This is a genomic window from Bradyrhizobium sp. SZCCHNR1053 (assembly GCF_032381235.1).
GTDB lineage: Bacteria > Pseudomonadota > Alphaproteobacteria > Rhizobiales > Xanthobacteraceae > Bradyrhizobium.
On the sequence record NZ_JAUHJM010000012.1, the window covers coordinates 64608 to 89161 of the forward strand.

Genomic DNA, 24554 nt, shown 5'->3' on the forward strand with positions numbered 1-24554 from the left:
ACGCGCACGACTGATGACGCGGGCGAAGGCCACGAAAGAAAAGCCCAAGGACGCCTCATCCGACGAGCCGCTTCAGAATAGCTCGAACGATCGTCTCTGCGTCAGCGCAACAAGGGTTCTCTCAATCGTCCTTGCCAAGGGTCAAGCTCCATCGCTTTCATTTCAGGCGCCGAGCAGGGTCCACAGGATCGCTTCAAGTCGAGTGACGCGTCACCCTTCATTCGTCCAATAGATCCAAGAACTGTTCGACCCTTCGTAAGGCAGGTTCATCGCTGCGCCCGGGATAGACGACGCGATCGCCCTCGCGCTGCAGTGAGCGCGAGCGTAATTTACCGATCCTCCCTGCGAGCATCGTTGCAGCAATCGCATCCGGGCCGACATCGAGACGCATGATCCCTCGTTGCCGGCAACTTACCCTGAGCTTGGCGACAGCAAAGAAATTGCTGGCCTCAGATGGCAGCTTGCCGAATCGGCGGTGCGTTTCATCCTCGAGCTCCTCCAGCTCGTCATCACTCCGGCACCGAGCGGCTCGAGCATAGATCTCGAGCCGGACCGCCTCCGATTGCACATAGCTCGCGGGAAGCAGCTCAGGGATGGGAAGATTCAGCTCAGGGATCCAGAGCGCGGACATTCCATCGCGGTCTCCCTCCAGGGCAAGCGTAAGAAGGTGGCCGTAAAGCGTCGGTCCGAACACCTGCGTGTGGCCGGATTGTCGATCGGAGCGCAGGTCGCCGCCGCCGCGGAGGTCGAGGTCGCGAGCGCTGATCGCGAAGCCGGCGCCCGGACGGCTCAATTCCTCGAGGGCGGAAAGCCGTTTTTCCGAGCGTTCGGAGCCGCCTTCCGTCAGGAAATGTGCAAACGCCCGGATGCCGCCGCGTCCTACGCGTCCCCTGAGCTGATGCAATTGTGCCAGGCCAAATTTTTCTGGCCAGCACACAACGATAGTGTTCGCACGTGGAATGTCGAGGCCGCTTTCCACGATGTTGGTTGCAAGTAGTACATCGGCACGACCTTCGACGAATCCCATCAATCGCTCGTCAATCTCGTCCGTTGGCAACTTGCCGTGAATGGTAATGATACGTAGTTCCGGCGCCAGCGCGTGGATCCTGGCCAGCAGGGGATCGAGATCCTGGATCCGCGGACAAACGACAAAACTCTGACCGTTACGTCTGTGCTCACGAACCAGGGCAGCGGCGATAGCTATGTCCGAGAGCGGTGCCACCTTGGTGGCAACCGGAACGCGATGGACCGGCGGGGTCGCGATCACGCTGAGATCCCTCAAGCCCGTCAAGCCGGCCGCAAGTGTGCGGGGGATCGGAGTCGCACTCATCCAGAGCCTGTGGCCGTTCTTATTGAGGCCCGACAGCATGGCTTTCTCAGCAGCGCCGAAATGCTGCTCCTCGTCAATGATGATCAGGCCAAGTTCGGCAAATCTCACCTCCTTGGATGCGAGCGAGAGGGTCCCGACGACGACCCTGAGTTCTCCGCTCTTGAGGCGCTCCCTTACCTTTCGCGCTTCGGCGGTCGAGGCAACCCGCGACAGGTTTCCAACATCGATGCCAAGAGGCGCGAAGCGCTTGCGGAAGGTTTCGACATGCTGTCGTGCCAGCACTGTCGTCGGCACGACGATAGCGACCTGCTTTCCGGCCAGCACGGCGGCTGCCGCTGCTCGCAGCGCCACCTCGGTTTTGCCAAAGCCGACGTCCCCACAGACGATCCGGTCCATCGGGTGCCCCGATGCAAGATCATCCAGAACGTCGCGGATGGCCTTCGCCTGATCGGGGGTAGTGAAATAGGGAAAACGCGCGACGAACTTCTCATAGACAGCAGGGCGCGGCACGAGCTTCGGAGCCGGGCGCCGACGGCGCTGACTCATCTGCTTGGCCAGCTCCTTTGCGACCACATGAATCTCCGTCTCGGCAGCAGCTCGCCGCGGCCGCCATGAGCTGCCGTCGGCCTTGTCCAGCGAGGTGTCTCCGAGCTCAGCGGCGTAGGGCCAGATCAGGGCCAATTCTGCGAGAGGGACGAGAACGGCATCGTTTCCGGCGAATACCAACCTGACCATCTCGCGCGCCGAAAGATCTCCCGTGCCCATGGATCTCAAGCCGCCAAGGCGTGCCAGTCCACGTTGCAGATGAACGACCACGGATCCGAGTTCAGGGAGGTCTCCCGAATCGAAGCCGGGCGTCCATGCCCAGTTCGTCGGTTGCGGTTGGTGTGCCCTGCTGCCGAGCACGTCGGCAGCAGTGATGACCACGAGCGGCTTCTTTCCAGGAACGACAAAGCCCGCATCGAAGCCTGCCAGCAATGCGGCCTGCTGCCTGCCCGTTGCGGTCGCGTGCGTCCAATCCGGCACGCATTCAGCCTTGATAGCGCTCATCCGGGCCATCACACGCAAATCCGCTTCGACCGCAGCGACGAAAAGCACACGTGCCCTACCGCGCTGGGCTTCCTCGATAAATGCACGGAGGGCCTTCCGCGGAGAGGCTGCCTTGTAGAACTCTGGCGTCGCACGATACGGAGTGGTTGGCGGCAACACAGTGATCTTCTTCGCCGACAGCTCCCATTCGCGTCGGCTGAGATAGGCACGGTCGCGCTCACTGCGGGCGGCCGCATCCTCGATCGTGCTCAACCAGGTGTCGGCGTGCCTGGGCACGGTGCTGTCGGCGATCCATTTGGCGCGCGCACAATAGTCCAATAGGCTGGACCTTCTTCGAGCCCGGCCCGTGAACGCCAGCCGCTCGGACATCGGGTCAATCAGGAGCTCCTTCGTTTCGGAAATCACCTCTTGGTCTATCGGATTGATCGCTGCAATGCGCCGGATTCTCCCTCCGGAATGCTCTATCCTAAAAGGTCCGAACGCGCCGGCTGGGAATATCTCGAAGGTGTTGCCGTGAAACAAAACTCCACCGGGATAATCCGGACTATCGTCCAGGTCGTACCCGAGAGCTTGCAGACGGGCCTCAAGGTCTTCCTCGGAATAGACGGCCCCGGTCCGAAGTGGAAATCCGATACGAGACCAGTTCGCAGGCAACGGCAGGAGCTCCATTATGGCCTCCGCCGTCGTGATCAGCAGGATCGGCTTCTTTGCCCTGGCAAGGCGTCTCAAGACGGAGCTCCGCCGGCCCGCGATATCACGTGAAGGCTCAAGCTGATCGAACGGAAGCGTGTTCAAACGGGGATAGACGAGCACATCACAGCTCGGCTCGATAACTGGGATGATCGAACCCAACAGCTCGGCTCGGCTCTCATTTTCGGCGAGGAACACAAGTCCGCCTCGGCCCGAAGCACGCCATCGCGCCGTAACATGCAGCGCCAACATGCCCAGTGGAGACGAGGAGGAAATGCCGGTCCGAATCGGAGCCTTCGTTGTTGTCGCAACCGATGTCTTCTTCCGCGGGGCGGCCTTTGGTGACGCGGAGCGCTTTGCTGATGTGTTCTTGCGCGGCGTTGAGCCACGGAGCGTACGAAGAGCAGTGGTCACTGAATTCTCGTGCTGAATTGACGAATGCCAGGAAAGCCTGCGAATCTTTGTCGAGCTTTAGCGGATTCGACGGCTCCAAGGGATCCAAACTTCGGAGTGTCGATCACCGTTCTCCCCTTAAGTGCGACGGTGTCACCAACCAGCACCATCGTCGCGCTCCACGTGGCAGACTGGGGTGCCATGACAACTATGACGCAGAGATTCGTTCTTGAATGACCATGGTACGAACGCGTTGATAAGCGTGATTGCAGCCTTGATGACGGGGCTGCACAGAATTCACGAGCCCGGCTGAGACGGCCTGCGGTGGGACGACCCGTCACCAGGTTTGAGCAGAGCCGGCGGTTGCCCATGCTAGAAGCGATGCCGCGTGATCTCTGCCCTTATGGCTATGGGCCTCTGCCGAAGAGGCTCAGGCCGCAACGTACAATAACGCAGTGACTCTCGATTCGGAACAATCAAGGCGAACTTCTCCGCGCTCAACCTTGAACGGTGTTCCTCGTGCTGGCTCTCCGTTGCTTCTCCTATGTCATGAAGGAAGCGCTGAGGTCGGGAATGGGTCTTCGGATATTCACACTTGCCGGCCGCTACGTAATCTTGGGGCGCCGAGCGTCTGCCGTCGCGCGAGAAATTGCCGACTTGGGAATGGCGCGCCCGTTCAACCCTCCATCTCCGGCGGCCGCGCCACCGCTATATTTCGACGGTGACGTTTCATGCGTTCATGCCTTCCGCTTCGGAAGGATCGCGTCGAAAGCGAGCCTGCTCGACCGCTCGCCGCGATCGGTCTCCTTGCGGATGCCGAGCCAGACAAAAGTGCGGCCGTTGTACCAGCGCGTGCGCTGGAAGCTCTGGGTGACACGAATGCCCGCGCGCGGCACCTCCTCCTCATGGAGATTGTAGCCCTGCTGCTGCGGGAGGTCGAGACCGTGGCGCAGCAGATCGGTGCGAGGTTCGACGCGCACCGGCGGATCCGGGTCGCGGTCGATGACCCGCAGCATTGCGGCGCGACGCAGCTGGATCTCGCGGCTGTCGTTGTCGATGTGCACCGGGATGAATGGAATCCAGTTCTCCGGCATCTCGCTCATCAGCCGATAGCGGATCGCGGCGTCGTTCTCGATCGGCGGCGCAGGTGGTGGGCCCGGCGGCAGGCTCTCCTCCACCAGGCGACGGAAATAGCGGCGGGTGTCGAGCGCGGCGCTGCGCCCGCTCTTGCTGTCGCCCGAAGCCAACATCACCCGCGACTCGACGCCCCACACCATGTTGGCCATCTCGTCGCGGAACAGTTCCACCGACTCCAGCGGCTCGCTCTCCTGGATCTTCGGCACGCTGGGCACGATGAAAAGGCTGAGATCGGCGGGAATGTCGTCGCTCCCCTTCGTCGCCAGCGTAAACATCGACCAGCGTTGCCAATCCGCGTCCCCGCCCTTGCCCGCGGCTTCGACCCAGATCCGCTCGCCGAAGACGTTGGTCACGCTCATGCCGGCGACCCTGGTGATCGTCCCAGCCGGCACCGTGAACGGCATCAGGAACCAATCGTTGGCGTAGACGAGGCCGAATTCGATCAGCAGCAGCTTGTTGACGTCCGTCGTCTCCGGATCGATGTCGCCGAAATTCGTTCGTCCCTCCTCAAAGGTCCACCAGCGTGTGTTCGGCATGCCGTCGAACTGGATCGGCGCCGGGATGAACGACGCCGTGAAGGTCGTCTCGACGGCGGCCGGTGGCGGCGCGTCCGCCAGGTCACCGAGCCCTGCGCCGGAGGCGTCGACGTCGAAATTGTACCAGTCGAGATGCCCCTGGAAGTATTCGTCGGCGACCACGAGCTTCTCGCCGCCCGCCTTGGGCGCCGACGCTGCGAAGGCGTATTCGAGGCGATCGGGCAGCCAGGCATCGGCGGCCCCCGCGGCGGACTGGTAGAACGCCTCCCGGTACCAGCCAAGGAATTCCGCCTCGGCCGTCTCGATCGCAGCGGCGCTGGCCGGATTGCCGAGCACGACGAGGTCGTGCGCGTGATTGCCGGGCGCGGCCGTCAGATGCTCGACGAGGTCGTAGCCGTCCATCGACCGGCCGGCCAGCGCCGCCATCGTCTGCCAGGCTTCGCGATGGGCGGCGACCGGCGCATCGGCCTTGAGCGCGGGATCTGGCATGGCGACCGGCAGCGCCGCGATGAATTGCTGGGCAAGCCCCGGCTCGATGCCGGCGACGAGCTTCAGCCAGCGCCGGCCCAGGGCGATGCGGAGATCGAACGCGATCTTCTGGCCGGCGAGACGGAACGGGATCGGCCGCCGCTCGACCTTGGCTTCGAGCGGCACGTCGTCGGCGAACGCTTCCGGCGGATTGCCGGCCGCGCGGTATTTCGTCAGTTCGGTGGTCTCGATGTGCACCTTGGCGACGACGGGCGAGCCGGCGTCGTCGCCCTGAAACTCGCCCATCTGCCACTGCTTCGTCAGCAGCCACAGCGGATCACGGACCTCGGCCTTGAGCGCGCGCTCGAAATCGTGCGTGCGTGGGCGGCCCTCGAGCCTGTTCCACAACGTGATGGTGGGCAGCTTCACCTTGCCGGAGAACACGGCGGAGAGGTTCTGAACCGCGACATAGTCAGCCATTGCCCGTCTCCGTCTCGGCCAGCACCGCGGCGAGGTTGTTGTTGAAAGCGAAGTTGAGCGAGGCCGTGATCGGATGGAAGGTCACGGCGGACACCAGCGCCGGCAGGAAGCGGGCATAGGCGGTCGTGTCGACGTGGTCGGGCTCGATCGCGCGCTTCTTGGCGAGGTCCATCGTCTCGCGCACCGTGTCGACGAGATCCTGCCACTGCCACGAGCCGACAAATTTCGGCGGCAGCGCCAGCAGCAGAGTCTGCGGCGGCTCGGCGTTTGGCCGGTCGAAGTGGAACGCCAGACCGGTATCCTCGGTCGGGCGCGGGATCACTTCGGTCCACTCGTCGAGCAACAGCCCGAGTTGCCGCCGCGCCGGATCGAAGCTTTCGGCGAAATGCGCGGTATAGAGCAGCTTGTCCTCGTCGATCCCGAACGGCTTTCCGTCGGCATCGGTCTCCGGGAATTCGAGTCCGAGCCACGGCAACTCGGGACGATGCGGAAATTGCAGCGCCTGCAGCGCGACGCCCGCCCCCGTGAACGCGTCGGCGAGATGCTGCGAGGCTTCCAGATCGTGCAGCTTCGACCGCACCCGCGCGACACCCGTGAACCAGTCGTCGAGCGGAAAGCGGCGTCCGATCGTCGTCTTGACGAACCCGAGAATGGTCTCGTCCGCCTGCGCGCCCGCGCCCCAGGCGTTGCTCCATTCACCGGCCTGCGCCGCTGGCAGGCCGAAATCCGGAACGATCTTGAAATCTTCGCCGAACAACAGCTTCGCCGCCGCGGTCAACGCCTCGATCTTGTTCTTCGCCTCCGCCGCGGCATCGTATTGATCGAGCCGGGCCTGGATCGCCGGCAGCCGCGTCGTCAGCTCGAGCGCGAGCGCGGCGGTGCGCTTCGCCATGTCCTCTGCGAGCGCGACGATCGCCGTGCGCTGTGCCGCGATGTCGATCGCCGCCGCGTCGAACGCGGCGTTCGCAGCCTTCGACGCCTCGATGCCGTCATGCAGGGCGGCGAGATCGGTCGCATTGTCGTAGAGCATGATCAGAACGGCGCGCTGTCCAACAAAGGCGGCGCGCTTGCCGCTCATGAGATCGTCGCGGAAATCGTCCGGCTGCGCCGGTAGAGGGTCGGTCGCCGTGGTCGCGATCAGCTTTTCGGCCACCCGCAGCGCCAGGAACTTCGCCGCGTCCGGCGTGCCGGAATCAGCGTCGTAGGCGACTATGCGTGCGTCGAACTCGGCGAGCTGCCTGGTCCATCGAGCGATGTAGCCGGCGAGTGCGGCGCGCAACTGGGCGAAGATCCGCCGCCGGTCGGCGTAGACGGCACCGGTACCGGTCTGCAGCGCCGCGAACGGACCGAGACCCTGCATCACCGACACGAAGCCGGTGATCGTCTGCTCGATCTCGGTGGCGATCTGGGCCTCCTGCTTGGCGTCGAGGCGGGCCTGCAGCGCCGTACGGAAGGCGTCGAGATCCGCAAGCCGCGCGGCGAGCAGATCGCGCGGCAGCGTCGCCCGCTCGCGCGCGAGCGCCGCGTCAAGATCGGCGGCCTCGTTCGCCTCGCCGGCCATCGCCATGTCGCTCGCCTTGAGCGGACGCGAGCGCAGCAGCAGGCTTCTGAGATGCCGCACCAACGCCGACAGCTCGAACAGCGGCACATGCCCGGCGATCGCCGCAATCCTCTCGCGGTAGGCGATCGTCAGCATTGCGTCCGGGCGCGGTGCATGGACGGCGATCACATGCGCTTCGATCAGATCGTCGAGCGCCTTGGCGGCTGGATCGTTGTCCGGATCGAGCAGATACAGCAGGTCGATCGGCAGCAGGCCGAGATCGGCCTGCGTCACGTTGTAGGCGACGGAGGAGAGATCGAGCGGGTCGGTGACCGTCACCGAGCAGGCGACCGCTGCCGGCGGCGGCAGAATGCCCGCGAGCCAGGCGTTGAGCGCAGGCTCCGCCTTCGCCCGCGGCGATGTCAGCGCGCCGTCGTTCGGGTCGAGCCCGGCCTTGAGATGCAGCGCCACCCGATGGGTCAGCGTCACCCCCGACCGCGGCGTGCGGACCACGTCGGGGGTCGCCGGGAATTTTCCCTTGGAGTAGGTGTCGAGCACGGCGCCGGCGCGGTCGTAATTGCCCTGCACCACCTGATGCACGCTCTCTGCCATCGCGAGGTCGGCGACCGCGTCGGCGATGTCGGCAATCCGCGCGGCCTCGGCGGTGATCGCCGCGGCCTGCTGCGGGCTCGCCGCCGGCAGGTCGGCATCGTGGCCGAACGGGTAGCTGCTCACGCCGCTGGTCTTGATGTGCTCGACCAAAGCAAGGCCGTCGATGACGTTGCGCGCCTCCACCCGGTTGATCCGCAGTCGCCGACCAAACGCGTCGAGCCGGCCGGTACGCGTCGGAGCCAGCCGGTCGCCGACCAGCGGGAACACCTTGCGGAGGTCGTAGATGAACCCGTCCACTTCGACGTCGTGGCGGTCATGCAGGCCGCGCTCGAACTGATAGCCGAGCAGCGCGCCGAGACTCTGCTCGCCCTTCATTCCCTCGATGATCGACAGCGCGATGCGGACTCGTTCCGAGCTGAGATTGACAGCGAGGCTGCCGGGATTGTCGGGCGTGGCGTTGGACAGATAGCCGTTGCGCAGCACCGCGGCGGTCACCGCTTGGTTCAGCGACGGCGCGTGGATGTAGCCCTGGTTGCTGCGGTCGCGCATCAGCGGCGGCGCATCCGGATCGGCGAAGATCGCCGCGAGGTTTGCCGGCAGCTCGACCGCCGTCAGCTTCTTGAACTCCGGCTTGACGTTCTCGAGCCAGCCGTAGGCGCCGAGATAGATTCCGGTCTTCGCCTCGCCGGTCGGTGCGCCCGGCTGGGCGGTCCCCTGGCCGGCACCGTTCGGATAGCGCATCCGCTCCAGTTGGCGGCTCATGATGCCGCCGTACCAGGCGTCGAACCGGTAGGTGCAGAGGTCGAGATGCTCGGCGAACACCCGTTCCAGAACCGCCGTCGGGGACCTCTTCAGCCGTTCGAGCGCATCGAGCTGGCGCTTGAGATACGCGGTGGCGACCATTGAGGTCAGCACCGTCGGGATGAACTCGCCGACCGTCCTCAGTCCCGTTCCGGTGACCGCGGCGTCGCTGCGGTGGAGGTAGCGCCAGCGGCTGCCGCCGGCCGCAGCCGGCACGGCGAGGCTCGCCTCCTCGACCTGAAAGAACTTCGGCTCGCGCCGCGCCGCCTTCAGCTCGGTCTCGCCGATCAGCCCGGCATTGAAGAACAGGCGGATGCTGGTCTCGACGAAGCTCAGGTCGAGCGCGTGATGCAGCATGAGATACAGCAGCGCGTTCGGGCGCTGGGTGAAGCCCTGCTGCAGCCGCAGCGCGTCGTGGGAGGTCGCCGCAGCCTTGATCAGCCAGCCGATGTAATTGTCGCCGCCGGCGGTGTAGGCGCGGATCTGCTCGGTCTCCGACAACGGACGGTCGTCGATCAGCGGGCCCTTGAGCTGGTTGGGCGCCTTGAGAAAGAGTTTCTCAAGGACGTCCGGCACCTCGATCCCCTCGGGCGGCGTGTAGCCGAGCTGCTTCAGCAGATCGAGCCCGCTTCCAACATAGCCCGCGGCGAGCAGGAGCGCGACCAAGGCGCCGCCCGCCCCCTGCATCGCGAGGCGGTTGTACAGTTCCTTGAAGCTTTCGGCGAAGCGCTGCTGGAATTCCACCGATCCGGCGTGCAGGCCGAGGACATCGAGCAGTATCTGATGACGGTCGCCGTCCGGCTTGCCGATGTACGACACCCGCGACATCAGCGGCTCGAGATCGGCCTCGACCTTGCGCAACAACTGATACAACCGCGTCAGGAACCGAAGTTCCGGATCATCCGGCGCGTGCGCGGCCCCGACTGCGACGTTCGCCCCCGCGAAGATCCACTGGATGCGCGAGCGCGGCGTCGCCGGCAGGATGCCGTAGGGCTGACGACCGACGCGGATCGTGGGCATCGGCCCGCGTGCCGACACGTGCCGGACGAAGAAGTCGCGGGTCCGCTCCACCGTCGAATCGTCGAAGACCGGATGAAGCATGCTCTCCATGAAGTAACCGAGCGTGGCCGGCCACAGCGCCGTGTTCATGGCGCGGGCGTCGTTGACGTCGTGGCGATGGTAGAAGGGGATCGCCGCCAGCGCGGCCGGATCGAGACCGAGCGTGGCGGCGAGGCAGCGTCCGTCTGTCCGCTCGAACCATCCGTCGGGGTCCAGGGGCGGAGTGCCGAAGTAGTGATCGAAGCTGACGTCGGACTCCTCGCGCCAGCTGTAGGCGGCGCCCTCGCCCTCGACGTTGTTGGTCGGCTGGCCCTGCGGCAGGATCGAGAACCCCGCCTTCGACTGATGATGATGGGTGAACAACTGCTCCAGCGCGACCCGGCCGGCGTCTGCATCGGCCCCGAGCCGCACACCGAGCACCATCAACTGATCGAAGCCACGACGGAAGGCGGGCGGCGTTAGCGGCACCCGGAATCCCATGCCGATCTCGACGGCGCGGTCGAAGTTGCGCACCCATTCGAGCTCCGGACCGAACTTGATGTCGTCGCCGTCGTGCGCGACCGATGCGTCGTCCGTTCCGGTCGGCGACGGCGTGACCGGCAGCGGCGACGGAATCGGTTTTCCGAGCTGCTCGAGTTCGAGCGTTCCGCCGTTGTAGCCGAGCAGGACGAGGCGATCAGGCAAGGTCCGGGCGGTCGCCGGCTGCGACCAGCCGGTCTCGCGCATCGGCGTGGCGTCCGCGGCGGGAAACTCCAGATACGCGGCGATGACCGTGGTGGTCGTGCGGTCCGCGCCCTCGGGCGGCGCGTCGGCGAGATTCCGCGGCCGGTACGCCTCACGGACCGCCGCGGCGCGCTCGGCGCCGAGCGCGTTGTCCAGCGCGGCGATCGCATTCATCTGCGCGGCCGCATCCGTCCCCGCGCGCCACAGCGCCGTCCAGAACGTGCTGACCGCACCTCGCTCGGGATCGACCAGCGGCGCGCTGGTCACCACCGTCAGGATCACGGTCGGCACGCCTTCCACCCTGGCCGGTCGCGCCGCCTCGTTGAGCGGGCGATGAGTCTGGGTCACGTAGTAGGACCGCCCCGAGCCCTGTCCGCTCAGCAGCGTTCGCCAGGCGGCCCGCTCCCCGGCGGTGTCGCGGTTCGCCCGCCAGACGTCGGCCCAATAGGCCTGGGCGCGCTTCACCTCGTCTTCCGACAACGCCTCCTCGAAGCTGTCGACCGCGATGTCGTCCGGATAAGCCCGGACCCACAGCTCGTCGCGGTCGCCGCCGAATTCCGTCGCTTGCTTGAAGCGCGTTTCGATCCGCAGCGGCATCAGCAGGATCGGCGTCTGATCGGACAGCAGGCCGATGTTGCGGCGCGGATCGGTGAAGTTCGCGAACAGCCCGATATTGCGGACCACTTCGTCCTTCGCCGCCTTCAGCGCACCGCCCAGCCGCTCGATCTCGGAGGCCGCCGCCTTGATCTCCTTGTCGATCGCCGCCAGCGCCGGATCGTCGGCGCCCTTGCTGACGCGCTCGGCCCGTGCGCGGTCGCGGATCAGCCGCGCGCGGGTCTGGCGAAGCCGGCCGATCTCGCGCGACGTCGCATCGGCCGCGGCGCGCGACGCTTCCAGCTCCTTGCGGATATCATCGAACTCGGCCATTTCGCCTCCGCCGCCCCCTGTCGTGTCCGCTGCGCGATCAGTTCGGCAGCATCTCGCTGCCGTGCACCGCGACCAGCACGGGAACCTGGTAGAGGATGTAGGCGAGCTCCGCGGAGTTGCTGTCCGGATGCCAGCGTAGCGCCTTGTCCTCGTCGTACTGTTGTTTCTTCTCCTGCAGCTCCGGCGCCACCGGATCGTCCAGGGTGAGCGTCGGCCCGCCCGGCCTGATCTGCAGAAAGCCCTTGTCGGCGTCGGACAGCACGTCAGGCCAGGCGAGGTCGTTCCAGACGTTGAGCGGCCCGTCGCGAGAAATATCGAGGCCGAAGCGCGGCTCGCCGGGCCGCTCCTTGATGACGAAGAACCAGCCCGGCGCCGTCGAACTGCCGCGGCCGGTGCCTCCCTTTGCCTCCTTCGAGGTCAGGTCGAAGCCAATGAAGGTGATGTCGGGATCGACCTTGGCTTCGTAGAGCGGTGTGCGCAGGCGGTCTTCCACCGGACCGTCGGTCTCCAGCACCCGCTCGACGCGGGGATTGATCGCGCCGCCGTCGTCGCGCTGCCAGCGCGCCTTCTGGGCGTAGATCACCGCGGTGGGATATTTCTTCAGCAGCTCGCCGCGGATGACGAGGACGACTTCCTCCTCGTTCTCGCCCGGCTTCTCGCGATGGTCGTGATCACCGAGCTTGGAGAACAGCGACCAGGTGTGGAGCGGCGGAATATCGCGGAGCTTTTCGCGCAGTTCGTCCTTCGACAGGCCCTCACGGTCGATCACGCCGCTCGGGTCCCAGAACTGGCGGAAGCAGCTGCCGCGCTGGTCGGTGGGATATTCACGCCACAGCAGCTCGCGGGCGAATTCATGGTTGAGGCCGACCATGTAGGCCTCGATGAAACGCTGATTGGTCTCGAGCAGCGTGATCGTGTTCTGCGGAATCTTGTCGATGTTCGGCAGGAAGTGCTCGTCGGACAAGCCGAGAAGCGGCTTGTACATCGGCAGGTCGATTTCCGGATATGCCATCACCGGCTTGAACACTTCCGACTGCAGCAGCGTCGCGTTCCCGTTGATGGCCAGCACTCGCGGCGGAATGGCGATCGAGGAGAAGGTGAAGGCGGGCACCGTCTTGTCGGGATCAATCGCAGCGAAGGTCGACGCTCCGAGCGCGGCGATGTCGATCGGCTTGCGCAACGGCGGCTTGCCGAGATCGGCGCTGACTGTGAGCAGCCGGTTGAGGTCCTTGAGGGCTAGTTTGAAGCGCGCCGCCTCCGGGCTGTCGGCGGACGAAGCGCCGCCGACGGGCTCAGGCGCGGCGGGATCGGGATCGCGGATAGTGAACGACGGAAAGCCCGGCAGCGCGTCGATGATGTCGGGCGAAGCCCCTTGCGGCAACACGCCGGTCGCGATGCCGGCCTGCTTCTCCAGCCGCACCAGCCATCGGAACAGCGCCAGCGCCGCTACCGCGACCATGATCGCGAGCGGAATGGCGACGGCCAGCAGCAGCACGGCGACCAGCAGCAGAACGACCAGTAATACCCACTTCGCCCAGCGGTGCTTGGCGAGCCAGTCGGTCAGCTCCGCGGGCAGCGACTTCGGCTGAAGCTGCGCGGCGACATCCTCCACCGCCGGCAAGGCGTCCGGGGTGACCCGCGGCGGCGCCGCGCTGACCTCGCCGCGATTGATCTTCTCCAGCAGCTCTTCGGCGCCTTTCGGCGAGTCGAAGCCGAGCGTCGCCGCGATGTGGTCGCGCGGCCGGACCGCGCGCCGGAACGGCGCAGACAGCGCCGCGCGGGGCACCGTGCTTTCCTTGAGCCGATGGCGCAGCGTGAAGCCGTCGGCGATCACCCGGCGCTGCACCGGCGCCATCATCGTCAGCCCGCGTTCCGCACTGAGATCCTTCAGCGGCCCGAGATGGCGCGCATGCCAGATCGCGGCCGCGGCCTTGGCGAATTGCGCCAGCCTGATCCGCCGGTTCGCCGCAAGGATGTCGCCGACCTGGTCCCAGGCGGCGTCCATATAGGCCTCCTGGTTCTTCTGCACGACCGCGGTGCCGAACGCGGCGGGAACGCGAAACCGCGGGTCCAGGTTGAGCTCGTGCACCCAGTTGCGCGGCTGCGGCGCGTCGCTGCCGTCCGCCTCCTCAAGCAGCCGCTCGGTGAGCGCGTGCCAGCGGCCGTACAGCGGCGGCGTGATCACTGGGTCGGGCGCGCCTTCGCGGGCATAGTCGTCGGTCAGGTTGACGAAGCCCGCCAGCGCCTTCTCGAATTCGTGCGCGTAGGGTTCATCCCAGCCCTCGTAGGCCGCAGCCTCCGCCTCCTGCGCGCCGGTCAGCGCCTCGTCCGGCACCTTGAGCGCGCCGCCGAGCCGCAGCACCCCGTGGAGCCCGGCGACCGCGATGGGCGGCATCCCGGAGCCGGGCGTCTGCGTGTCCATGTCGCGGCGGCCGAGCCGCGAGTCCGGCGGACGCGGCTTCAACAGGCGGACGAGGTACTCGAAATCGCCCACCGTCCCGGTCTTGAAGTACCACCGCTTGTACACCGGATGCAGCGTCGGGGACGGCCGGTCGGTATAGTCCGCCCAGGCCGACAGGGTGGCGAAGAATGCGGGATTCGCCGCGGGCGCGATTCCGAGGCCGGCGAGACGGCCGCTCTCGAAGGTCGGCACCAGGAATGCATGGTAGGACGTATTCGGCTCCAACTGACGCGGCGACAGGACGCGCGAATAGGCGTAGTCCGGATTGCTGGCCAGCAGGCTCTCTAGCCGTGCCCTCGCCTGGTCGGCATTGGTCGATTCCACCACGCCGTCCTGCTGGATCAGGTCGCGGTTGACGTGGACGTGCGCCCAGGCCCAAAGCTGGTCGGCGGGCGGAAATACCGAGGCCGGATCGCCCGTCACGTCGATCGCCGGCAGCGGCCGCGCCGACGACACCGCGACTTCCTTGAACTCCTCCACCTTGAGTACCAGCAGTGCGAGCCACGGGCGCAGCCGGTGGCTCGACTCGTCCGGCGCCGCTGGCGTGTAGCGCCACGGAAAATCCTCGTCGTAGAACTCAACGAAGGGCAGGTAGTTCGGCTCGAAATTGGTGATCCAGTCGCGCGGCTCCACCTTCACCACCGCCTTCGGATCGATGCCGACGATGTCGCCGGGACCATAGAGCGCGACGTCGCGCGAAATCGTCGCCGTCAGATCCGTGTCGCCCTGGACCGGCCGCCCGGCCAGCGACAAGTCGACCTTGATCGTCGCGCGCAGCGACACCGAGTTGTCGTTGTCGGCCGCCGTGATGTTGTTAGCCACGCCGAGCCGCAGCCAGGGCAGGAAGGAATAGGTGCCGATCGCATCGCTCATCCCGTCCCTCCCCGCCGCCTCGCCGGATCGCCCGCCATCATCGTGCCTCCGCTACGCCGCGCGCTTCATCTCGTGCGGGCGCACGATATGGGCCTCGCTGGCGAAATTCGGATTACGCCGCGTCTCCGCCGCCATGAATTCACCGGCGCTGGCGCGCGATTGGAACGACGCAGGCGCGCCGGCGATCGGCGAATTGTCGGCCAGGCTCACCACCACATAGGACGCCTGATCGACCGCGATCTTGTCGTCGAATGCGTGCTTCAGATCGCGCGACTTCGCCGAGATCTCGGACCGCGCCACGGCGTTGTTGGCCAGGAAGTGCGTGAACAGCCCGGAGATGAGCGTGACGAAGCGCCGGCGTGCCCGCTTGAAATTGTTGTCGACGATGATCTCTTCGTAGCGGGCGATGCGCTTGGTGACATAGCTGGTCTTTGCCTGGTTGCCAGTGACCGACAGCTCCAGCCCCGCCTCCTCGGCCTCGTAGTCGGACGCGCTGAGCTTCTCGCCGTCCTTGAGGTCCTTGAATTGGGCGATCGCGAACGACTCCCGGATGGTGGCGCGCTTCTCGATTCCCGACGTCGCGGTCGCGACGGAGAAGTAATTGGCGTCGTCCGGGCGCTGCGCGCCGATCTTGTCGAGGGTGATGCCGAGCGGGATCGCACGCTGGGTGATCTTGAGCGAACCGACCGGATGCAGGACAAGGTCGGAGCCCGCGTCCACGGTCTTGAGCGTCACCAACAGCCTGCTGCTGTTCTGCAGCGCGGCAGTCCAGTTCTCCGCCTTCGAGTATTCCGCCACCAGCAGGGGCAGCACGGAGACCGGCGGAAGGCTAGTGTCCTCCTTGTCGCCCCAGGTGTGGGAGAAGTCGACGTCGACGTCCCAGAACAGCAGCGAGATGCTCCCGGTGCCCTCGACGTGCCAGGGCGATGTGCCTTCGAGCGAGCCGCGGAAGCGGATACTGAACAGCCCCGCGCCGAACAGCTTCACCGACAGCGAGGCAGAGATCGTGATGATGAAATAGAACGGCGAGAACTGGAACAGCGCGTCGAAGGCGAGATGGCCCTCGATGTTGGCGATCGAGACGCCGAAATACAGCTCCGCATGTGCGCCGAACTGCACGGTGTTCGACGTCACCGCGAAATAGGCGTCGACCCGGATGCGGGCCACCGGCGTGTTGAGGATGTTGATCGCGATCCGGGGGATCGGCGGGAACGGCAGCGCCGGTGGATTGTAGGCCGGGTGGAAGCCGCCGACGGAGACGATGAAAGTGGCGTCGCCGCCGAACGACGCGAGCACGCCCATGCCGCCGTCGAGCGGCATGAAGATTACGCGGGATTCGTACAGGATGGCGAAGAACCAGCCGCGCTTCTTGTCGAATTCGATCGCGCCCATGAAGGCGACCTGGATGATGATGAGCGGCAGCCGCTCGTCCGGGATCGCCACCGTCAGCTTGCCGATGATGGCGATGTTGCCGGGAATCTCGATGATGATCCCGAGCGACAGGCTGATCAGCGTCGGCGTGCCCCAGCCGAACTTCGCCATCGGGCCGATGAGGAAGGTCCCCTGCTCTGGCGGGAAGAAGGTGCGGAGGTCGGAGATGATCCGGTGCGCGTTGGCGACGACGTCGTGCGGGAATAGCACCGAGTCCAGCGAGCCGGCGCGCACGCCGTTGACTAGCGCGTCGAGGTCCATCGAGCGGTTGAGCCCGACCAGTCCGCCGACTCCCAGCAGGGTGAAGCCGAAGCCGAGCTGCAATCCGGGATTGAACTCGACCGTGATGATGGCGATGAAGGAAAAGCCCTTTGACCCGTCCGGCATCTTGGTGGTGATGACGCCGATTGCCGTCACCGAGAGGAAGTCGAGGATCTTCAGTTCCAGCGCGCCGGCATATTCGCCGCGGTCCGGATCGATGAAGAGATAGCCGCCGCCCTTCACCGCCCCGGCATCGATCGACAGCCCGACGCCGTTCGGTGGCTTGAACCCGAAGGATAGATCGATCGGGCCGAGATTGCCGCCGCTCCCCGGAAAAGCGAGATCGGTCCGCAGCCCGATGTTTTCCACCACCGCGACCAGCGGACCGAGCGCCGCCTTCAGCGTCGCGCCGATATCGATCGGGAGGCCGTCACCCGACGGTGTCACCGCGAGCGTCAGTCCCTGCACCTGGATCGGACCGAGGTCGATATGCGCTGGGATCTGGATCTCGAGATGCGAGGTGCCGCGGAAATACACGCCGCGCGGATAGGCGACGCCGAGGCCGAGATCGAACTCGAACCGCGTCGAGATACCCGACAGGATGGTCGAGATGAAGCCGTCCGAGCCGGACGCGTCGAGGACGAAAGCGAGGCCCTTGAGGTCCGCCTCGGCGAACACCTCGACGTCCTTGCCCGCCACCAGCGTGAAACCGCCGGCACCGCTCACCGATTGGTATTCGAGCCGCGTGCCCTCGCCGGTGCCAAGAACGATGGTCGGGCTGCCGGAGACGGCGGAGTATTCCACTTCGACGCGCGCGGTGCCCTTGGCCGACGTCGGCGCGCCGCTGCCTGCGAAGCCGACCACCATGTCGATGCCGCTGCCCGGCCGCACCATCAGGCCGACACCGCCGGTGAGATCGAGGTCGCTCGAGATCGTCACCGCGATCGTCGGACCGAGCTGCATCCGCACCGACAGCAGCCCGCTGAACGACGGCAGCAGCGCGAAGCCCGGCTTCTTGCTCCCGGACTTCGGCAGCGGGAACAGTCCGAGCTCGGCCGATAGCCGCCCTGCGTCGCGTGCCCGCTCGAAGAACACCAAGCGCAGCCGCTTGCGCACGGCGGCACGGCCGATCGGAGGGCCGCCTTCGAGCGCGAGCGCGACCCGATCCGGCACCTCCACCATCCGGACGTCGAGCCCGAGCCCGGCCGCGAGGCTGTCGATCTGCCGCGCGAAGCTGGAGAAGTCGAAGCTGTCGGTGCCCCAGCCGAAGGCGTTCTCGAACAGCGTCACCGGGTCGGAGACGATCTTCGGCAGGTCCGGGAAGCTGAACCTGTAGTCGATGTAGTCCGGGCGGTTGCCGGCGGGCGCGGTATAGCGGGTGCGGATGACACCGAGCGCCTGCAGCGCGAAACCGATGCCCGGATGATGGTTGCGCAGATAGGTGATGAAGAGATAGCCGACGAGCTGCCCCGGAAACTCGCCCTTGAAATTATCGGCGTTCAGCGTCGCCGAAAATGCACCGCCGGGCGCCGAAACGAGGTCGTCGATCGCCTGCACGACGCCGGCGATCGCCTCGATGGTCTTGAAGGCGTCTTCGAGCGATCCGGACACGACCGTCGTCTCGCCGTCGGACGCCACTTCGCCGTCGAGCGACAGCCCGCCGCCGACCAGCGCCTGGAGCCGATCGAACAGCAGCTGCAAGTCGACCGCGAGATCGGCGATCGGCTTCGGAATCACGTCGGAATCCCAGCCCAGCTTGAGCAGCAGGCCCTGGAACGCGGCCGGCGACTCCACCGCCGCCCGCAGCGGCAGCAGCAGCTTGCCGATCTCGGCGACGATCGTTTCGAGGGCGCCCGGTTCAGCCATTCTTCTTGGCCTCCGGATAGAATTCGCGGTCGACGACGTCGTGCAGCGCGGGATCGACGCGGTTGGTGATCAGCCATTTGCAGACATGGCAAAAAGTGCCGCTGTTGTTCCGCATCTTGCAGTCGCCGGCCGGACGATAGACCAACCCGGTGAAGTTGTATGCGCCTTCGTACAGGCCGACCAGCCGCTGCGCCTTGCATGGCGGCTTGAAGTTCGGGATGTCCTTCGGGTCGTCGCCCTCGTCGTTCACATGAGCGAAGTCGGGATCCTTGTTGAGCGGCAGATGGTTGCCTGCGATGAAGTCGCGCACCTTCTTTTCCACCACATAGACCAGCGCGTCCGCATCGTCGCGGCGCGGCACGAACAGCAGCGAGCCTTTCGGAAACACGGGAAACGGCGCCGGCGGCAATTCCAGCCCGCCGAGCCGGATCGAGCCGAGGTTCTGGTCGATGTCGCCGATGTCGAGTCTGACGAGGTAATCGGAATCGGTGAACGTGAGCGGCAGTTGCCGGCCGATCGCCGTGATCTGGATGCGGCGGAGAAACGCCTGGCGGCCGGCCGCCTTCGCCTGCACCCAGCGCGGGATCTGGCGCGGGTCGATCCTGACCTCGATCGAGCCACCCTGCTGGGTCGAAGCCTGGGTCAGCTTGGCCGAAAGCTGGACCCTGAGAAGTTCGAACCATTTCACCTTGGACGGATCGACCAGACGGGAGTGATTGGCGGCGTAGTTCGGATCCTGAAAGATGCCGGCGAGCGCGACGATGTTGTCGTGCTCGCTCGAAGCGGTCGCATTGTCTTCGGCGCTCGTTTCGTATTCGTCGCCGAGATTGAAGGAATGGCCGAATTCGTGCGCAACCGTGTCGATGATATCGGTGAGGTCGGCGTCGATGTCGCTGGCAGGCTTGCGCCGCATCACCTTCTTCGTCGCCGTGTTGGTCGCCGGATATTCGAAGTCGAGCGTCTTCAGGCTCTGCAGCGAATTGGCGGTCACGGTCGACTGGTTGAAATTGGTGCCGCCGATCATGTCCTCGTTGGTGATCATGGCGATCAGGCCGCGGCTGCGCTTGAAGGTGCCGTCCGGTATCCACTCGGCGCCCAGCGCGGTGTGCGGCGACGACCCGAGCCGCAGTCCGGACAGGTAGGCCATGATCGGCGCCGCAACGTTCGCGCGGCCGTTCCTAGCGAGTTCCGGCGGGTGCCGGCGCGGATCCGGGGCAAGGTGCCGGGTGGCGCTGGCCGGTTTGAAGAACTGATAGGCGCGGGCGATCAGGGGCGCGAGGTTGGCATCGCCCGCCGCATCCGCCGCCGGCATCGTCAAAGCGGCCCCGGACTTCGCCGACTGATCGCCCCAGCGGGAGCCGAGCATCAGGCCGTAGAAGGTGTCACGTGCCTCCAGGATGCCGAGCGATTTCTGCTTCCTCCACGCTTCGATCAGGGTGTCGTTGACCTTCGCCGCGTCGTAGTTGGACAGCGACTGGCTCGCCCAGCGCGCCTTCAATTGCGCCGGCGTCGCAGTCTCGTTGCGGAGCGGCAGGCCGACGCGGGCCACGAGCTCGTCGACCTCGTAGATGCTCTTGTCGTCCGAAACGCTGTAGTTCCACGGAATCGGTCCGCCCCTGCCGAGCTCCGAGGTCTCCTCGTCGTTGACGCGCCAGCCGCAGGTCACCGCCTGCTCTTCCGACGCCTGGAAGGCCTTGAATACGTTGAAGCTGCCCGCGAGCGTGCCGTAGGGCTCGTGGCGCTTCTGCGAGAACAGACCGTCCGCCGCTTCCTGCACGATCTTGTCGAACTTGTCCTTCTCGGACGCGCGAAAGCCCTCGGCGAGGAACAGGATGTTGTGCATCTCGGCGGCATTGGCGAGGTCGCCGGCGCGCACCGTCGAGATGTTGTCGCGAGTCTTGGCGTAGTCGACCACCTTCACCGACAGGCTCTGGTTGACGCCGAGGAAGCTGCCGTTGAGCTGGGCCGCCCCCTCGCTCACGCCCCTCAACCGTCCCTCATTGTTCGCATTTGCCACCACGAAGGTGCCGGGGCTGGCCGAGCTGAGCGTGACGAAGCCGTGTCCGGTGATGTCGCCGACGAGATCGGTCCCGGTCGGATCGTCGCTGAACAGCGCGCACAGCGTCGGCTGGCTGTGGGCGACCGTCGGATGCAGCGCCGTGGTGATCGAGGAGTTGCCGAACCACCAGCCGAGCACATCGTCGTGCACCTGGATACGCGCGACGACGTAACCGGGGCCATATTCGATCACCACGAGATTGATGCCGACGTCGTCGCCGGTGATGGTGCGCGCCGCAGGATCGATCGTCACGAAGCTGGTCAGCCGGGAGCCGACCGGGTTGTACGGCGCCAGGATCCGAAAATTGCAATCCGCGGTGACGTCGGTCAGCGTGTAGGTCGTCGACCCGCTCGGCAAATCCTGGTCGAACACGCGGAACGGCAGCACCTTAGTCGCGGGCTTCTTCAGCGCGACGTGCATGTCGCAATGCGGGTAGACAATGAGAGGCATGCCGGCACAACCCTCTCTCAGCCAGTAGAACTATTGGGAAGCCCGTCGCTCCCATCGGAAATCTGGCATCGTAAAGATTTTACACCCAAGCCTTCTCAATACAACCTCAACGTGATACTGTTTCGACATCCTTCTTCAATTGTCGTTTGCCGAGTGGAGCTCTCCATCGCTGAGGCCAATCGTGATGCAAAAGCCGGCGGCGTGGAGCATCTCGTTGTCCTCGTTCATCGGATAGACACGAACGCTCAGTGATTTCCGATGAAGAAGCGATTGGAAGGCGCTGGGTTTGTCGCTGTCCCCGCGGGGTACGAGACCGATGCGTGACCCGGTTTCTGACCGCGTCACGCTTCTTGAGACGCACTGCGACTGACCGCGTCTCCTATCCGTGGGTTCGGCCCGACGCTGCTCGGCGTTGTCACGGGCGCAGACAAGCACCGTCACGTCATTCAGATGTCAAACAGCCACTTGCGGTCGGTTCAGGCGTGCGCGCGCGGTCTCGCGGCTCGATGCGTCCGAGGGATGCGTTGGTCGCGCGCGCCTCGAAACACGAGAGGCGCAGGGAGAGCCGGACCTCGACTGAGGCCCGTGGCCCGCCTGCGAAAAAAATGCAGGCGGCAGGTACCACAGGTCCAGCCGGACGATCCGGCCCTCCCTGCGCGATCGGCTTTAACGGTGTCCTTCGTGCTCTCCTTGGGGACCGGGCTTTCTTGCCCCCATCGACCGCGTGACGCTTGCGCATCAACAGCAGGCTTGACCTCAGCATCGGGAGGCCGGGACCACACGACTTCGCCCTCCGCGACGCAAGCGCTCGCGCAGCATCCACGTCCATCGCAGCCCACCTCCACGTATCGTGACGACGCGTACGCCCTCTGCATGAGGCGGGATGAATGGAGTAAAGCATGATTTCCGATAAAAAGAAAGCGGGATTTTTGACCGGCTCCTCCGTGAACAACATGGGATTGCAGCGGTGACACATCGGGCCCCTTAAGCGCACCTTGCTCGACTGTCTCGCTTAGTTCCAGGAATCCGCTCCAATCCTCTACAGCTCTCTATATTCTCCGGGTATAATCCGTCGCTACCACTTACAACCTTTCGTTTTGTGCTATGGTGCTCGGCAATCCACGTCCAGCGGCATAATCCATTTTGGGTCGGCGTAATGTTGGTTGGGACCTTTCGCAAGCTGCGTGATGCCGTCCGTGGCGACGACGGGCGAGCAAAGGCACAAGGCTATCTGAAGCCGATCGATGTGGACGAGATCGCGCGCGAGATTGATCTGCCGCGGCTGGCCGCCGAGCGTGGTCGGCAGCAGCTGCCTCCTTCCGATTCCGTAACACTCGATGCCGTCGAACAGCAGATAACACAAACGTTGGAGAGCGAATGGGCCTGGCACGGGGCCGAGCTCATCAATAGTCTACGGGCCTACGCGGCACGCCTGATCGCCGTTTCGGTCTCGACCGAACTCGAGAATCTTCGTCTCGCTGCTCACAATACGCTTGCGAAGCTGCACAATGCCCATCATCGCGCCGAGGCAGAACTCGGTCCGCTGCGCGAACGATTTATCGCGCTTCGAGACGAACTGAAGGAGTTTCGGGACGCCAATCTGCTGAGGCGCGCGGCCCGCCCGCCCTCAAACAGGCACACAACGCTCGGACTGCTGGTCTTCCTTGTCGGCGCGGAGGCTGGGCTGAACGGCTTCTTTTTTGCGAAGGGAGCGACCCTGGGCCTACTTGGTGGCATCGTCATGGCGCTCGGGATTTCGTTCGTGAACGTCTTGACGTCCTTCTCGGTCGGACTGCTTCCGATGCGATGGATCAATCACCGGAACCTGCTCATCAAGATTCTCGGGCTGCTGATTACAGCGGCCGCCGTTGCAGCGCTTGCGTGCCTTCATGGTTTCGCCGCGCACTATCGGGATGCGACTGCTTCGGCCGGCGAGGAACGCGCCTTTGCAGTCGCGCGCGAGACGCTGGTCTCAAGTCCGCTGACACTCGCCGATCTGAATTCGTTCTATTTGTTCGGCCTCGGCTTGGTGCTGTCGACGATGGCGATCTCGAAGGGCTATACGTTCGACGATCCGTATCCCGGCTACGGAGCGCATTCCCGCAGGGCAGAAGAAGCGCGCGAAAACTACAGCGACGAGCACGCGCTGCTCTTCGAGGACCTCGAGCAAATCAAGGAAAAGACAGTCGCCGAGCTCGATGAGGGCATCCGCCGCATTCCGCTGTTCCCGCAGCAGGCGGCGAAGGTTCGGGCTCAGCGCGAAGCCGAGCTGCGCAGTTTTCAAGCCTATGAGAGCAGTATCGAGGCCGCCACCAACCGGCTGCTGGCGACATATCGGGACGCGAACCGCGCTGCCCGCCAGAGTCCGGCTCCAGCTTATTTCAGCGCGCCATGGCAGCTACCGCGTAGCTTCCTCAAGGACACTGCCGTGCTGACCGAGATCGCCGAGCCAGCATCGACGCCTGCGGACGCAAATGCGGCTCTTGAGGAACTGCGCAAACTTTCAATAAGCGTCATCGACGAATATGAGGCGCTGATTGTGAAATATCCCCATCCGACGCAGATGCCTCGCTAATGTCGCGGCGATCACGACGGAAAAAGGGAAGCGCCGACGGCCTGCGCGGACTGCTGCTGGCCGTTCTCGGGCTAATGCTGATCGGGGCATTTGTCGGCGGCTATTGGTGGGTGCAGCACACACGGCCGGTTCTGGACGCAGAAACAAACTGCCCGCTGTCGGGACCGAGCGCCGTTCATGCCATTCTGTTCGACCGCAGCGATCCGATCACGGACCAGCAGGCCCAGCGAATTCGGCAGGCCATCGATCGCTATAAGCATGATGCGTCCTTTGGTACTCGGTTTGACATTTATACGTTCGAAGGCGACACCACGCATGTGCTGAGACCCAAGCTCGTCATCTGCGCGCTGGGCAAGCCTGACGCCGCCAATCCGTGGATCGAGAATCCTGAACAGGTCCGGAAGAGCTACGAGACAAAATTCGCTGCAGTATTGGATCAAGTAGTCGAGGATCTCCTACATGCCTCACGTCAGAATTCCTCGCCAATCATCGAGAGCTTGCGCGCTGCCAGCATTACCTCTTTCGGCAGGGTCGATGCCGGTCGTCTGCCGTTGCGGCTGACGATGGTTTCAGACATGGTTCAGCACACCGCATTGAGTTCGCATTTTCAGGCCGAGCCGAATTTTGCAGCTTTGTCGCATAATAGCGCTTGGCCCACCCTGCAACCGGAGTTGAAGGGCGCCGAGGTCAACATCCTCTATCTCCTGAGGCCGACGGCACTTCGCGGCAAAGTCTCTATCCAGAGCCGCGGCCATCAGGTGTTTTGGGAACAGTTGGTCGCGGGATCTGGCGGCCGCTTAATTGCAGTTGAACCTCTTTAGCAGGGCACGCC

General features: G+C 64.9%; 8 protein-coding genes. 2 read left to right on the forward strand and 6 right to left on the reverse strand.

Annotated features, from left to right (window positions below; translation table 11 throughout):
* Nucleotides 1-217: 217 nt before the first annotated feature.
* From QX051_RS23995 to QX051_RS24020, 6 genes are all read right to left on the reverse strand, one after another.
* Nucleotides 218-3322 carry a DEAD/DEAH box helicase gene (locus QX051_RS23995; RefSeq protein WP_315777882.1) on the reverse strand — a complete coding sequence of 1035 codons (3105 nt, stop codon included), beginning with the start codon at nucleotides 3320-3322 and terminating at the stop codon, nucleotides 218-220.
* A gap of 878 nt (nucleotides 3323-4200) precedes the next feature.
* On the reverse strand, nucleotides 4201-6084 hold the full coding sequence (locus QX051_RS24000) for a hypothetical protein (protein ID WP_315777818.1): 1884 nt from the start codon (nucleotides 6082-6084) through the stop codon (nucleotides 4201-4203).
* Nucleotides 6077-11746, reverse strand: coding sequence for a hypothetical protein (locus QX051_RS24005; protein WP_315777819.1), 5670 nt, complete (start codon nucleotides 11744-11746; stop codon nucleotides 6077-6079). The genes QX051_RS24000 and QX051_RS24005 overlap by 8 nt, the downstream gene beginning before the upstream one ends.
* Before the next feature lie 37 nt (nucleotides 11747-11783).
* Nucleotides 11784-15080, reverse strand: a complete 3297-nt coding sequence (locus QX051_RS24010; protein ID WP_315777820.1) for a hypothetical protein — start codon at nucleotides 15078-15080, stop codon at nucleotides 11784-11786.
* 51 nt (nucleotides 15081-15131) lie between these two features.
* Nucleotides 15132-18638, reverse strand: coding sequence for a DUF6603 domain-containing protein (locus QX051_RS24015; protein WP_315777821.1), 3507 nt, complete (start codon nucleotides 18636-18638; stop codon nucleotides 15132-15134).
* Nucleotides 18631-21147: a M64 family metallopeptidase gene (locus QX051_RS24020; protein ID WP_315777822.1), complete on the reverse strand. Its 2517-nt coding sequence runs from the start codon at nucleotides 21145-21147 to the stop codon at nucleotides 18631-18633. The genes QX051_RS24015 and QX051_RS24020 overlap by 8 nt, the downstream gene beginning before the upstream one ends.
* Before the next feature lie 1156 nt (nucleotides 21148-22303).
* Here QX051_RS24020 and QX051_RS24025 point away from each other — a divergent pair.
* Both QX051_RS24025 and QX051_RS24030 read left to right on the forward strand, forming a co-directional pair.
* Nucleotides 22304-23722 carry a hypothetical protein gene (locus QX051_RS24025; protein WP_315777823.1) on the forward strand — a complete coding sequence of 473 codons (1419 nt, stop codon included), beginning with the start codon at nucleotides 22304-22306 and terminating at the stop codon, nucleotides 23720-23722.
* On the forward strand, nucleotides 23722-24543 hold the full coding sequence (locus QX051_RS24030) for a hypothetical protein (RefSeq protein ID WP_315777824.1): 822 nt from the start codon (nucleotides 23722-23724) through the stop codon (nucleotides 24541-24543). Before QX051_RS24025 ends, QX051_RS24030 begins: the two co-directional genes overlap by 1 nt.
* The last annotated feature ends 11 nt before the right edge of the window (nucleotides 24544-24554 follow it).

What these genes read in the sequence shown, in the direction of transcription:
- QX051_RS24020 (WP_315777822.1), bottom strand. Translation starts at nt 21,147, where the DNA reads ATGCCTCTCATTGTCTACCCGCATTGCGACATGCACGTCGCGCTGAAG.
- QX051_RS24010 (WP_315777820.1), bottom strand. Translation starts at nt 15,080, where the DNA reads ATGAGCGATGCGATCGGCACCTATTCCTTCCTGCCCTGGCTGCGGCTC.
- QX051_RS24030 (WP_315777824.1), top strand. Translation starts at nt 23,722, where the DNA reads ATGTCGCGGCGATCACGACGGAAAAAGGGAAGCGCCGACGGCCTGCGC.
- QX051_RS24025 (WP_315777823.1), top strand. Translation starts at nt 22,304, where the DNA reads ATGTTGGTTGGGACCTTTCGCAAGCTGCGTGATGCCGTCCGTGGCGAC.
- QX051_RS23995 (WP_315777882.1), bottom strand. Translation starts at nt 3,322, where the DNA reads ATGTTGGCGCTGCATGTTACGGCGCGATGGCGTGCTTCGGGCCGAGGC.
- QX051_RS24015 (WP_315777821.1), bottom strand. Translation starts at nt 18,638, where the DNA reads ATGGCTGAACCGGGCGCCCTCGAAACGATCGTCGCCGAGATCGGCAAG.
- QX051_RS24005 (WP_315777819.1), bottom strand. Translation starts at nt 11,746, where the DNA reads ATGGCCGAGTTCGATGATATCCGCAAGGAGCTGGAAGCGTCGCGCGCC.
- QX051_RS24000 (WP_315777818.1), bottom strand. Translation starts at nt 6,084, where the DNA reads ATGGCTGACTATGTCGCGGTTCAGAACCTCTCCGCCGTGTTCTCCGGC.